The following is an 11,717-nucleotide window of genomic DNA, read 5'->3' as shown; positions in this document are numbered from 1 at the left end:
GTCGCCGAAGACCTGAACCTCGATGTGGCGCGGGCGGGTGATGTAGCTCTCGATCAGGACGCGTGGATCGCCGAAGGAGGACTGGCCCTCGCGCTGGGCCGAGGCGAGGCCGTCGGCGAAGTCTTCGGCGCGGTCGACCTTCTTCATCCCCTTGCCGCCGCCGCCGGCGACGGCCTTGATCAGGACCGGATAGCCGATGCGGGCGGCCTCGGCGGTCAGGGTCTCGAGCGACTGGTCCTCGCCCTGGTAGCCGGGGGTGACCGGCACGCCGGCCTCGATCATCAGCTTCTTGGCCGCGTCCTTCAGGCCCATGGCCCGGATGGACGCGGGCGGGGGGCCGATCCAGACCAGGCCGGCGGCCGTCACGGCCTCGGCGAAGTCCGCGTTCTCGGACAGGAAGCCGTAACCGGGGTGGATGGCCTCGGCGCCCGTCGCCTTCGCGGCGGCCAGCACCTTGGCGGCGTCCAGATAGGATTCGCGCGCGGGGGCGGGGCCGATCAGCACGGCCTCGTCGGCCTCGCGCACATGCAGGGCCCCGGCGTCGGCCTCGGAATAGACCGCGATGGTGCGGATGCCCATGCGGCGGGCGGTGCGGAAGACGCGGCAGGCGATCTCGCCGCGGTTGGCGACCAGGACGGATTTGAACATGTCGTCTCTCTAGCCGCAGACCGCCGCCGCCGCCATCAGTGTCCGGCCATCTCGTTGAAGCCGAGATACAGCCACAGGACGGCCAGCAGGCTGAAGGTGATGGTCGTCAGGGTGAACAGGACGAACATCCGCGCCAGGGTGCCGAAGACGCTGCGCTGATAGGCCCCCTTCATGTGCACGAACAGATGCACCGGTGCGAGCCACAGCAGCCACCAGGCCAGCGGCGTCAGGACGCTCAGCGCCATGATCACGATCAGAAGCAACAGCTGGAACGACAGCGAGTGCATCGAGAAGATGACGTGATCGAAGACGTAGAAGCGCCGGTTGAAGGCGAACAGCAGCGTCAGCATCAGGGCCGAGACGGGCAGGGCCAGGATCGCGACGCGGTGGGCCCATATCTCGAGGATCAGGGCAAACCGTTCCGGGTCGTCCTTGACCGCGTCGTAGCGGGTTTGCGCCCAGTGCTGAACGGACTCGAGTTGTTTGTCGTCAGCCACGCGCGAGGTGACCCTGAGCTTTTCATCGTCGGCGTTTGCAGCGGCGGCGTTCGTCTGGGCCTTTTCCGAAACGTCGGCGGCCAGGTTGCGGCTGAAGCTGGCCCAGTCGCCGCGGGCGGCGGCGATCTGGGTCTGTTTCTCGGCCGGGCTCAGGTCGGGGTCGGCCATGACCTCGCGCTCGAACTCCGCCATGGCTTCGCTGCCCGGCGTGACCACGCGGCCATTGTATTTGAACGTCCGGGGCGAGGTCGCAGCGGCGTGGTCCCCCCCGGTCGTCTCGTGCTTCTCGCCGGCCTTGAGGGCGGCGTGGCCGACGAAGAAGGCGATCAGCAGGATGACCAGGAACATGCGGAAGGGCGCGACCTGGGAGGCGCGCTTGCCCTCCATATAGTCGCGGGTCAGCTTGCCGGGCCTGCGGACGAGGTTGGGCAGGGTGCTGAACAGCCGGCCGTCGAGGTGCAGCAGGCTTTCGACCGCCTCGACCGTCAGCTTCCAGACGGATTTGTGGAAGTCCTGGGCCAGTTGGCCGCATTCATGGCAGTGCGGGCCGGCCAGCGGCGTCTGGCAATTGGCGCAGGGCGTGCCCGGCGGGATGTCCGCGTGCTCGCGCTTCCACTTGAGCCAGCCGCCGCCGGACGCCAGCGCCGCCGTTTCCAGTTCCCCTGACATTCAGACGCCCCCCGCGATTCTTACTGAGCCCAGACGGGTTTACGTTTTTCGAGGAAGGCGCGCACCCCCTCCTGACCCTCGGCGGAGACGCGGGCTCGGGCGATGCGTTTGGCGGTGTCTTCCATCAGCCCGTGATCGATCCTGTGGCCGACGACGTCGTTGACCAGCCGTTTGGCGTCGCCCATCGCGCCCGGCGCATTGGCGCTGATGCTGTCGGTCAGCATGGAGATGAACTCGTCGACCGAGCCCTCGGGCAGGACCATGTCGATCAGGCCGGCGTGGGCGGCGTAGTCGGCGTCGAAGATGTTGGCCGACAGGAACAGCTGGCGGGCGCGGCGGGCGCCGACGGCCTCGACGACATAGGGGGCGATGGTCGCCGGGATCAGGCCCAGCTTGACCTCGGAGAAGGCGAAACGGCTGCCCTCGACGGCCACGGCCATGTCGCAGGCGGCGACGATGCCGGCCCCGCCGCCCATGGCCGCGCCCTCGACGATGGCGCAGGTCAGGGCCGGAACGTCGTGCAGGGCCTTGAGCATCTTCGCCAGACCCATGGCGTCGTCGCGGTTGTCGCTTTCCGACCAGCCCGCGGCGTCCTTCATCCAGCCCAGGTCGGCGCCGGCGCTGAAGGTGCCGCCCGCGCCGCGGACGAAGACCAGACGCACCTTGTCGGCCCCCTGCAGGGTCTCGAACGCCTCGTAGAGCGCGGCGATGGTCGGGGCGTCGAAGGCGTTGCGCTTGTCCGGCCGGTTGATGGTGACGAAGACGACGCCGTCGGCGGTGGAGTCGATCTGCACCAGGTCGTCATTGGCGTCGGGCGCCGGATCCGCCAGCAGCGGATGGGCGATGGCGTTGATCTCCGCCGCCTCGGCGTCGGTGATGTCGAGGGCGTTGAGGTCGGCTTCGGTCGGCTTGTCGGTCATGATCGGTCCTTCGGGGGAGGCTGGCCCAGTGTAACGCATGGTTGGCGGAATGGCAGCGACGGCGTGGATGCCGGGCTCGTTTCTTGACAGGTCGGGGAACGAGGGAATTGATCGTCGCAGGTCAGGAGCCTGTGAGGATGACATGCCGCACGCTACGCGATCCCGAAAACCTGCGCGCCTGACGCCTGTGAAGGCGAAACTGGCCGCCGAAATCAGACAACAGCTCATGGCCCAGGGCGGCGCGGCGCACCGCGACGTGGTCATTGGCCGCATCCTGCAGCGCAAGGGCCTCAGCGGCCTGGCCGCCGACCGCACGCGCCGCGCCCTGCTGTCGGCGTTCGAACTGCACGCCGATGCGGCGAAGGAGGTCGGGGCGCCGCATCTGTTCGAACTGCCCTTCGGCCCCGATTCCTACCGCTGGGCGCTGGACGGGACCGTCAGGCCGCCGCTTACATCCTGAACACGCCGAAGGTCGTCTCGGGGATCGGGGCGTTCAGCGAGGCCGAGATGGCCAGGGCCAGGACGTCGCGGGTCTGGACCGGATCGATGATCCCGTCGTCCCACAGGCGGGCGGTCGCATAGTAGGGATTGCCCTCGTCCTCGTATTTCCGGCGCACGGGGGCCTTGAACTCCTCAGCCTGTTCCGGGGTCCAGCTGTCGGCGTCGCGGTGGACGGTGGCCAGGACCGCGGCGGCCTGTTCGCCGCCCATGACGCTGATCCGGCTGTTGGGCCAGGTGAACAGGAAGCGGGGCGCGAAGGCGCGGCCGCACATGCCGTAGTTGCCGGCCCCGAAACTGCCGCCGATCAGGATGGTGAATTTCGGCACCTCCGCGCTCGCCACGGCGGTGACCAGCTTGGCCCCGTTCTTGGCGATGCCCTCGGCCTCGTATTTTCCGCCGACCATGAAGCCCGAGATGTTCTGCAGGAAGACCAGCGGAATCTTCCGCTTGCAGGCCAGTTCGATGAAGTGGGCGCCCTTCAGCGCGCTTTCCGAGAACAGAACGCCGTTGTTGGCGAGGATGGCGACCGGATAGCCGTGGATGCGGGCGAAGCCGCAGACCAGCGTCGTCCCGTACAGGGCCTTGAACTCGTCGAACTCGGACGCGTCGACCAGACGGGCGATCACCTCGCGCACGTCATAGGGCGCACGGACGTCGTCGGGGATCAGGCCGTACAGCTCCTCGGCGTCATAGACGGGCGCGCGCGACTCGCGCACATCCATGTCGACCGACTTCACCGAGTTCAGGCTGTCGACGATGGTGCGGACGATCTCCAGCGCATGGGCGTCGTTCTCGGCGACATAGTCGACCACGCCGGACCGGCGGCCGTGGGTCTCGGCCCCGCCCAGCTCCTCGGCGGAGATGACCTCGCCCGTCGCGGCCTTCACCAGCGGCGGGCCGGCCAGGAAGATGGTGCCCTGGTTGCGGACGATGACGGTCTCGTCGGACATGGCGGGCACATAGGCGCCGCCGGCAGTGCAGCTGCCCATGACGCAGGCGATCTGGGGAATGCCCTTCGCCGACATGCGGGCCTGGTTGAAGAAGATGCGGCCGAAGTGGTCGCGGTCGGGGAAGACCTCGGCCTGGTGCGGCAGATTGGCTCCGCCGGAATCGACCAGATAGATGCAGGGCAGGTTGTTTTGTTCAGCGATTTCCTGCGCCCGCAGGTGCTTCTTCACGGTCAGCGGGAAGTAGGCGCCGCCCTTCACCGTCGGATCGTTGGCGACGATCATGACCTCGCGGCCCGAGACCCGGCCGACGCCGCAGATCATGCCGGCGCCCGGCGCGCCGTCGGGGTCCTTCGCATCGCCGTACATGCCGTTGGCCGTCAGCTGGCCCACTTCAAGGAAGGGCGAGCCGGGATCCAGCAGGCGGTCGACGCGGTCGCGGGGCAGCAGCTTGCCGCGCGAGACGTGGCGGTCGCGCGACGCGTCCGAGCCGCCGCGGGCCGCCTTCGCCACCCGGGCGTGGAGTTCGTCGCGGAGCGCGCGATTGTGGGCGTCGAGGGCCTTGAAGGCGGCGCTGTTCGGATCGATCGCGGATGTCAGCTTGGGCATGCCGCTGGTGTAGGGGGCTTGCCGCGCCGGGAAAAGCCCTAGCGCTTCCGGAACACGTAGCTGCAGCCTTCGGCCGGGGGGGCGACATCCAGTCCGCCGAAATAGACGCCGTCCATCGTCAGCTGGTTGTCGCCCTCGACCCGCGCGGTTCCCTTCAGCATCAGATCGGCCGGCACGCTGTTGCCGCGCTCGACCGAGAAGCCGATGCGGCCCGCGGCCGGATCGAACTCGACCGCGCCCCAGTAGTCCTGACGGACCTCGAACGGCACGAAGGTGACGGCGAATTTTCCGTCGCTGTTGAACCGCAACTCGCGCAGGGGATCGCGCGGAACCGGGCCGTGGCAGTCGACCGAGGTCTGGGACCAGAAACCGGTCAGGACCGGGCCCTCGGCCGGGGCGATGCGGAACCGGGTGCGCACGGTGCGGGCCCCAAGGGTCCCGGTGATCTCCACGTCGCGGCCGGGCGTCGCCTCGGGGCCGATGACGATCTTGCCCCGTTCGGGCGCGACGGTCACGGCCGGGTCCGACGAGGACCACCGGTCGAAGCATTTCAGCGGTACGGCGATCATGCCGTGCAGGGCTTCGTTGGCGTGCAGGGTCAGCTCGCCGCCGGGGCGTCCGGGGGCGATGACGACGCCGATGCTGAGGCTGTCGTCATTGCCATACGCCTCGCACGGCGGGGGTTCGTCCTGCGAGGCAGGGGCGGCGATCAGCGCGGCGGCGAACAGCAGATCCAGCATGGACGTATCCCGATGTGAGAGACCCAAGGTCTGCGGCGCGGGCTCATCCGTCAACCGTCCCGCCGATCCGCATGGGGTCAGCTTATGGCTCCATCGGTATTCCCGGGTTGACCTCGAACGGCGAGCGTGGCCTGTCGCGCGTCCCATGATCGGTTTCAACACCCAGACCCGGACGACCCTGACCGAGCTGCTGCACCTCGCGTGGCCGGTGGTGCTGGCGCGGCTCGGCATCATGACCATGGGCCTGACCGACGTCATCGTGGTCGGCAACTACTCCAGCATCGAGCTGGCCTGGAGCTCGCTGGCGCTGGCCCCCACCGCCATCATCGTCACCACCGCCGTCGGCCTGATGATGGGGGTGCAGGTCATGACCGCCCGCCTGATCGGCGAGGGCCGGCGCGGCGAGGTCGGCGGGGTCCTGCGCCGGGGCGTGGTCTATTCGATGCAGATCGGCTTCGCCTCGATGTTCGGCCTGATCCTGATCGGACCGTGGGCCCTGCAGCACATGGGCCTGGCCCCGGGGCTGGGCGAGGGGGCCTCGCCGGTGCTGGTGGTCTTCGCCCTGTCCATGCCGGGGTATCTGGTCAGCGTGGCGGCCCAGTTCTTCCTCGAGGCCCTGCACAGGCCCCGCGCCGGCATGTGGGCCATGTGGATCGCCAACGGCGTCAATCTGGCGCTGAACCTGCTGCTGGTGCCCGACATTCTCGGCATCGGGGTCGACGGCGCCATAGCCTCGGCCTGGGCGACCTTCTTCGCCCGGACGTCGCTGGCGGTGTTCCTGCTGGTCTATATCGTCCGCCTGCCCGAGGCGCGGGCTCTGGGCGTGTTCCGTCGCCCCGAGCGCAACCCGGCCGACGAGCGCGAGCAGCGCAAGGTCGGCTACGGCGCCGGCAGTTCCTACTTCATCGAGGTCGGGGCCTTCGCCGCCATGACCTTCATCGCCGGCCAGCTGGGCGCGATCGAGACCGCGGCCTGGGCCATCGTGCTGAACGTCTCCGCCATGGTCTTCATGGTCCCCATGGGGCTGTCGGCCGCGACGGCGGTGCTGGTCGGCCGCGCCTACGGGGCCCGCGACGGACGCGGCGTGCTGCGCGCCGGTCTGGTCGGGATTTGCGTGGTCATCGCCCTGACGCTGGCGGTGGCGTTGTTCGTCTGGCCCGGCGCGCCCCTGATCGCCAGCGCCTATAACCGCGATCCGGAACTGCTGGCGGTGGTGATCCCGGCGCTGGTGCTGACGACCCTGTTCTTCGTCGCCGACGGCATTCAGGTGGTGTCGGCCTCGGCCAACCGCGCGGCGGGAGACGTCTGGTGGCCGACGATCATGCATTTCGCGGCCTACAGCCTGATCATGATGCCGCTGGGCTGGTGGTGGGCGCACGAGATCGGCGTCGACGGTCTGGTCTGGGCGATCATCGTCGCCAGTCTGGTGTCGTCGGCGTTGCTGACGGGGCGATTCATCCGGGTGGCGCGGCGGCTTCCGGTCTGAGGCGTCAGATCCGGCCGAACACGTAACGGCAGCGCCGGCCCCAGTGATGGCGCTGGCCGTCGCCCAGGTCGATGCCGGAGAGGATGAGCCGTCGTCCGCCTTCCGTCAGTTCGGCGACGCCGGTCAGGACCTGGGCCGGCGGGTTGCTGTTGGTGTCGGCGACCTCCATCCGCAGGACGCCGCTCGCCGCGTCGTGGACGACCACGCCCCAGTAGTCGGTGAAGCTCTCGAACGGCTCCCAGGTGAGGGTGAAACGGCCGTCCGCGGTGAAGACCAGCTCCCGCACCGGCCGGGTGTGCGTGGACTGGTCGTCGCAGACGACCTCTCGCTCGCTCCATTTCCCTTCCAGCGCCGCCTCGTCCTGACCTCCGGCTGCGGGAGACCCGGCCGACGCGTCGGATGCCCACGCGACCGCGACAAGACCGAGGGCGGCGAAAGCGGCGGGAAAGAGGGTGGCGCGCATGGGAATCTCCTGCGACGCCATCATGCATGACCTTCAGCGTGTGGCGAGCCCGCTGTTTATGACGCCGAGGGTCCGGCGGGGCTTTGCCGCGGAAGCCGCCACTCTCTATATGGTCGCCTCCCCAAGACACGGATTCCCATGGCCCGCATCCTCATCACCTCGGCGCTGCCGTACATCAACGGCATCAAGCATCTGGGGAATCTGGCGGGCTCGATGCTGCCGGCGGACGTCTATGCGCGGTTCAAGCGGGCCCAGGGCCATGAGGTCCTCTACATCTGCGCCACCGACGAGCACGGCACGCCGGCAGAGCTGGCCGCCGCCGCGGCCGGTCAGGACGTCCGCACCTATTGCGACGAGCAGCACGAGGTCCAGAAGGCCGCCGGCCAGGCGTTCGGCCTCAGCTACGACTGGTTCGGCCGGTCCTCGAACGCCCCCAACCAGCGGCTGACCCAGCATTTCGCCAATGTGCTGGAGCAGAACGGCCTGATCGAGGAGCGGGTCGACCGGATGATCTATTCCGTCGACGACGCCCGCTTCCTGCCCGACCGCTATGTCGAGGGGACCTGCCCGCACTGCGCCCACGTCGGCGCGCGGGGGGACCAGTGCGACAACTGCGGGCGGCTGCTGGACCCCACCGATCTGATCGATCCCTATTCGGCCGTCTCGGGCTCGCGCAATCTCGAGGTTCGGGACACGCGTCACCTGTATCTGCTGCAGACCAAACTGGCCGACCGCATCCGCGCGTGGATCGGCTCGAAGGGCGACTGGCAGACGCTGGCGCGCTCCATCGCCCTGAAACATCTGGACGAGGGCCTGATCGACCGGGGCATCACCCGCGACCTGAAATGGGGCGTGCCGGTGGTCGGTCCCGACGGCGGGCCGCGTCCGGGCATGGAGGGCAAGGTCTTCTACGTCTGGTTCGACGCCCCCATCGAATACATCGGCGCGACCGAGGAATGGGCCGATGCGACCGGCCGGACCTGGCGCGACTGGTGGCGGACGGACGAGGGGGCGGACGACGTTCGCTACGTCCAGTTCATGGGCAAGGACAATGTCGCCTTCCACACCGTCAGCTTCCCCGCGACCATTCTGGGCTCGGGCGAGCCGTGGAAGACCGTCGACACCCTGAAGGCCTTCAACTGGCTGAACTGGTACGGCGGGAAATTCTCGACCAGCCAGAAGCGCGGCGTCTTCATGGACCAGGCGCTGGAGCTGCTGCCCGCCGACTACTGGCGCTGGCATCTGACGGCCTATGGGCCCGAGCATTCCGACGCGGCCTTCACCTGGGAGCAGTTCCAGTCGACGACGAACAAGGACCTGGCCGACGTGCTGGGCAATTTCGTCAACCGCATCGTCAAGTTCGCCGAAAGCAAGTTCGACGGAGTCGTGCCGCACGCGGGCGAGCCCGGTCCGCTTGAGGCCAAGCTGGAGGCCGATCTGCGCGCCGGCATCGCCGAGGCCACGGCCCAGTTCGAGGCGATGGAGTTCCGCAAGGCGGCGGTCGCCCTGCGCGCCGTCTGGGTGCTGGGCAATGAATATCTGCAGGAGGCGGCGCCCTGGACTGCCTTCAAGACCGACGTCGAACGCTCGGCGGTCGGGGTGCGCACGGGGCTGAACCTCGTCGCCCTGTTCGCCCGTCTGGCCGCGCCGGTCATGCCGGATTCGGCGGTGAAGATCGCGGCGACGGTGGGGGCGACGGATCTCAGCTGGCCGTCAGCGGATGAGCCCTTGCTGGACGCCCTGCCGCGCGGCCAGACGGTGGCCGCGGCGGGCGTGCTCTTCACCAAGATCGAGGACTCGCAGGTGGCCGAGTGGTCGGAACGCTTCGGCGGAGCCGACGCCTAGCCCGGTCCGGGGCGCGGGCTGGAACCCGCGCTCAGACGCCGGGCGGCGTAGCGGGCGCGGGGAGCGGAACGACCGTGACCGGCGGCGCCAGTTGCGCCAGACAGGTCGGCCGCGCCGCAGACGACTCCGCCCGGCAGTATTTGTCGACCTCCTTCTGGCCGATATCCAGCATGGCGGGCACGGCGGCGTTGTGCTGGCCGACGTTGCCGGTGCGGATCACGGTGGAGCGGTAGCCGTCCCAGATCATGTGCAGGGCGACATAGAGGACGATCACCAGGCCGAGGTAGCCGATCCAGCGGTAGCGATGCAGCATCTTGGCGATATAGGTCGCGGCCACGCCCATCAGGGCGATCGACAGCACCAGGCCGAAGACCATGATCCACGGATGGTCATGCGCGGCGCCCGCGACGGCCAGGACGTTGTCCAGCGACATGGTGATGTCGGCGATCATGATCTGGACCAGGGCGGCGCCGAAGGTCTTGCGCTTCAGGCCCAGTTCCTCGGGCGAGGGGCCCTTGCCGTGTTCGATGCTGAGCGCCAGTTCGAGCTCCCGCTCGGCCTCGGCCTGATCGTGGGTCGCCTGTTCGCGCAGTTCGCGCCACATCTTCCAGCACACCCAGAGCAGCAGCAGGCCGCCGGCCAGCATCAGGCCGACGATGGCCAGCAGCTGCACGGTGATCAGGGCGAAGCCGATCCGCATGACCACGGCCGCGATCAGGCCGATCATGATCGCCTTCTTGCGCTGCTCCTGCGGCAGGGCGGCGGCGGCCAGACCGACGGCGACGGCGTTGTCGCCCGCCAGCACGAGGTCCATCATGACGACCTTGCCCAGCGCCGAGAGCTGGGAGGCGAGTTCGGGAGACGAGAGAAATTCCATGCAGGCGCTCTAGGGCAGGATCAGCCGCGCATCAATGCGGGATCAGGCCGTCTGTTTCCGGGACGCCTCATAGAGGGCCACCGCCGCCGCATTGGAGACGTTCAGGCTCTCGAATCCGCCGGGCATGGGGATCTTCGCCAGCACGTCGCAATGCTCGGCCACCAGACGGCGGATGCCGTCGCCCTCCGAGCCCATGACCAGCACGGTCGGACGGTTGTCCAGCGCCTGGTCAAGCGTCAGCTCGGCCGAGCCGTCCAGCCCCACGGCGCGCCAGCCCAGATCGGCCAGCTTCTCGAGCGCGCGGCTGAGGTTGGTCACCCGGGCGCAGGGCAGGCGTTCCGTCGCGCCGGCCGAGGCCTTGGCCAGGGCGCCGGCGAGGGCGGGGGAGTGGCGGTCCTGGACCACGATGCCCTTGGCCCCGAAGGCCAGGGCCGAGCGGAAGATGGCGCCGACATTCTGGGGATCGGTCAGCTGGTCCAGCATGACGATGACCCCGCCTTCGCCGGCGATGTCCTCCAGCGCCACGCCTTCCAGCGGCTGGACCTTGAAGGCCAGGCCCTGATGCACGGCGCCGGGCGGCAGCATGCGGTCCAGCGCCTGGACCTCGATGATCTCGATCCTGTGGCCGTGGGCCAGCTTGTCCCGCTCCAGCTCGGCGGCGCGGTCGGCGGTCGCCAGCAGGCGGCCCATGCCCTTGCGGGCCGGGTTGGCGAGGGCGGCGACGACCGGATGACGGCCCCAGACGAAATTATCGGCGTCGGCTTTCGCCCGCGACGCGCGCGGGGCGGAATCAGAGAAGGCCTTGGGCTTCGGATTGGGGTTCCACCCGCCGCGGTCGGGACCGCCCTCGGGTTTACCCTTGGCGCCCGCTCCGGGCCCGCCGGAACGGGGCGCAGACCGGTCGCCGAAGGCCGGTTTTTTGCCCGATTTCCGGTCGTTGCGTTCTGGATTTCTCGACACTATAAGACGCCCTCCGATTTGGAGCCCTGAGGGCTTTCGGGTCAGGCGCCCCTCCTAAACCAGGCGACGCGGGACACCGAGAGCTTTTGTTGTTTCGACGACCGAAAGGTCTGAGAGGCATCGGTCCGACGGTTCGAAAACGCGCTGGGGGAATGTCCCGAGCGGCAAAGGGGGGGGACTGTAAATCCCCTGCGTAAGCTTCGCAGGTTCGAGTCCTGCTTCCCCCACCACGCGGTTTCGAAACGAAGGCCTGGACCCCATATCGGGTCGGCGGTCGAAGGCTTCAGGGCCCGAGGCCGTCTCCGTGCGGGTATAGTACAATGGTAGTACAGCAGCCTTCCAAGCTGAATATGTCGGTTCGATTCCGTCTACCCGCTCCAGAATTCTTAAGCTGACCCAATCGCCCCTTCCCGGGCCACAGGAGTTTTGGCCATGGCCAAGGAAAAGTTCGAACGTAACAAGCCGCACTGCAACATCGGCACGATCGGTCACGTGGACCACGGCAAGACGACGCTGACGGCTGCGATCACGATGACGCTGGCCAAGGCCGGCGGC

Annotated in this window: 12 protein-coding genes and 2 tRNA genes; 6 read left to right on the top strand and 8 right to left on the bottom strand. The window is 68.5% G+C overall.

The genetic code is table 11. The features are described 5' to 3' along the window. The 3 genes from V6M42_RS12240 to V6M42_RS12230 form a co-directional block, all read right to left on the bottom strand. Positions 1 to 648, bottom strand: a 648-nt coding sequence (locus tag V6M42_RS12240; protein ID WP_332678709.1) for a biotin carboxylase N-terminal domain-containing protein, incomplete at its 3' end; no start/stop codon positions are given. 35 nt (positions 649 to 683) lie between these two features. Next, positions 684 to 1,814 carry a DUF3667 domain-containing protein gene (locus tag V6M42_RS12235; protein WP_332678708.1) on the bottom strand — a complete coding sequence of 377 codons (1,131 nt, stop codon included), beginning with the start codon at positions 1,812 to 1,814 and terminating at the stop codon, positions 684 to 686. Positions 1,815 to 1,834: 20 nt separating this feature from the next. Beyond that, positions 1,835 to 2,734: an enoyl-CoA hydratase-related protein gene (locus tag V6M42_RS12230; protein WP_332658627.1), complete on the bottom strand. Its 900-nt coding sequence runs from the start codon at positions 2,732 to 2,734 to the stop codon at positions 1,835 to 1,837. Between the two features lie 142 nt (positions 2,735 to 2,876). Here V6M42_RS12230 and V6M42_RS12225 point away from each other — a divergent pair, with 142 nt between their 5' ends. Further along, positions 2,877 to 3,194 carry a hypothetical protein gene (locus V6M42_RS12225; RefSeq protein WP_332658626.1) on the top strand — a complete coding sequence of 106 codons (318 nt, stop codon included), beginning with the start codon at positions 2,877 to 2,879 and terminating at the stop codon, positions 3,192 to 3,194. On the opposite strand, the gene V6M42_RS12220 is transcribed toward V6M42_RS12225, so the two are convergent. Together V6M42_RS12220 and V6M42_RS12215 are read right to left on the bottom strand one after the other, a co-directional pair. Next, positions 3,184 to 4,791 carry a carboxyl transferase domain-containing protein gene (locus tag V6M42_RS12220; protein WP_332658625.1) on the bottom strand — a complete coding sequence of 536 codons (1,608 nt, stop codon included), beginning with the start codon at positions 4,789 to 4,791 and terminating at the stop codon, positions 3,184 to 3,186. The genes V6M42_RS12225 and V6M42_RS12220 overlap by 11 nt on opposite strands. Before the next feature lie 38 nt (positions 4,792 to 4,829). Next, entirely contained in the window at positions 4,830 to 5,531 is a 702-nt protein-coding gene (locus tag V6M42_RS12215) for a hypothetical protein (RefSeq protein ID WP_332678706.1), read from the bottom strand. Positions 5,532 to 5,676: 145 nt separating this feature from the next. Here V6M42_RS12215 and V6M42_RS12210 point away from each other — a divergent pair, with 145 nt between their 5' ends. Next, a complete protein-coding gene (locus tag V6M42_RS12210) occupies positions 5,677 to 7,017 on the top strand; it encodes an MATE family efflux transporter (RefSeq protein WP_332658623.1) in 1,341 nt (446 codons plus the stop codon). A gap of 4 nt (positions 7,018 to 7,021) precedes the next feature. Here the strand turns inward: V6M42_RS12210 and V6M42_RS12205 are convergent, their stop codons facing one another. Continuing rightward, positions 7,022 to 7,480 carry a hypothetical protein gene (locus V6M42_RS12205; protein ID WP_332678704.1) on the bottom strand — a complete coding sequence of 153 codons (459 nt, stop codon included), beginning with the start codon at positions 7,478 to 7,480 and terminating at the stop codon, positions 7,022 to 7,024. Between the two features lie 138 nt (positions 7,481 to 7,618). On the opposite strand from V6M42_RS12205, the gene metG reads away from it, so the two are divergent. After that, the gene (gene metG, locus V6M42_RS12200) at positions 7,619 to 9,325 is read left to right on the top strand and encodes a methionine--tRNA ligase (RefSeq protein ID WP_332678703.1); all 1,707 of its coding nucleotides are present in this window, start codon (positions 7,619 to 7,621) and stop codon (positions 9,323 to 9,325) included. Positions 9,326 to 9,356: 31 nt separating this feature from the next. On the opposite strand, the gene V6M42_RS12195 is transcribed toward metG, so the two are convergent. Then, on the bottom strand, positions 9,357 to 10,202 hold the full coding sequence (locus tag V6M42_RS12195; protein ID WP_332678701.1) for a TerC family protein: 846 nt from the start codon (positions 10,200 to 10,202) through the stop codon (positions 9,357 to 9,359). A 42-nt stretch (positions 10,203 to 10,244) separates the two neighbouring features. Then, positions 10,245 to 11,162 carry a 23S rRNA (guanosine(2251)-2'-O)-methyltransferase RlmB gene (gene rlmB, locus V6M42_RS12190; protein ID WP_332678699.1) on the bottom strand — a complete coding sequence of 306 codons (918 nt, stop codon included), beginning with the start codon at positions 11,160 to 11,162 and terminating at the stop codon, positions 10,245 to 10,247. A 146-nt stretch (positions 11,163 to 11,308) separates the two neighbouring features. Here rlmB and V6M42_RS12185 point away from each other — a divergent pair. From V6M42_RS12185 to V6M42_RS12175, 3 genes are all read left to right on the top strand, one after another. Continuing rightward, positions 11,309 to 11,392: transfer RNA gene (locus V6M42_RS12185), tRNA-Tyr, on the top strand. A 76-nt stretch (positions 11,393 to 11,468) separates the two neighbouring features. Further along, a tRNA-Gly gene (locus tag V6M42_RS12180) sits at positions 11,469 to 11,542 on the top strand. A 52-nt stretch (positions 11,543 to 11,594) separates the two neighbouring features. Continuing rightward, the coding region (locus V6M42_RS12175; RefSeq protein ID WP_332678711.1) for a GTP-binding protein at positions 11,595 to 11,717 on the top strand (123 nt) is incomplete at its 3' end.

It is taken from the genome of Brevundimonas sp., assembly GCF_036677305.1.
Taxonomy (GTDB): Bacteria; Pseudomonadota; Alphaproteobacteria; order Caulobacterales; family Caulobacteraceae; genus Brevundimonas.
This window is presented reverse-complemented; position numbering and strand designations above follow the sequence as displayed.

Bases quoted from the DNA above. Each gene is read 5' to 3' on its own strand.
- V6M42_RS12235 (WP_332678708.1), bottom strand. From the start codon at position 1,814: ATGTCAGGGGAACTGGAAACGGCGGCGCTGGCGTCCGGCGGCGGCTGG.
- V6M42_RS12230 (WP_332658627.1), bottom strand. From the start codon at position 2,734: ATGACCGACAAGCCGACCGAAGCCGACCTCAACGCCCTCGACATCACC.
- V6M42_RS12225 (WP_332658626.1), top strand. From the start codon at position 2,877: ATGCCGCACGCTACGCGATCCCGAAAACCTGCGCGCCTGACGCCTGTG.
- V6M42_RS12220 (WP_332658625.1), bottom strand. From the start codon at position 4,791: ATGCCCAAGCTGACATCCGCGATCGATCCGAACAGCGCCGCCTTCAAG.
- V6M42_RS12215 (WP_332678706.1), bottom strand. From the start codon at position 5,531: ATGCTGGATCTGCTGTTCGCCGCCGCGCTGATCGCCGCCCCTGCCTCG.
- V6M42_RS12210 (WP_332658623.1), top strand. From the start codon at position 5,677: ATGATCGGTTTCAACACCCAGACCCGGACGACCCTGACCGAGCTGCTG.
- V6M42_RS12205 (WP_332678704.1), bottom strand. From the start codon at position 7,480: ATGCGCGCCACCCTCTTTCCCGCCGCTTTCGCCGCCCTCGGTCTTGTC.
- metG (WP_332678703.1), top strand. From the start codon at position 7,619: ATGGCCCGCATCCTCATCACCTCGGCGCTGCCGTACATCAACGGCATC.
- V6M42_RS12195 (WP_332678701.1), bottom strand. From the start codon at position 10,202: ATGGAATTTCTCTCGTCTCCCGAACTCGCCTCCCAGCTCTCGGCGCTG.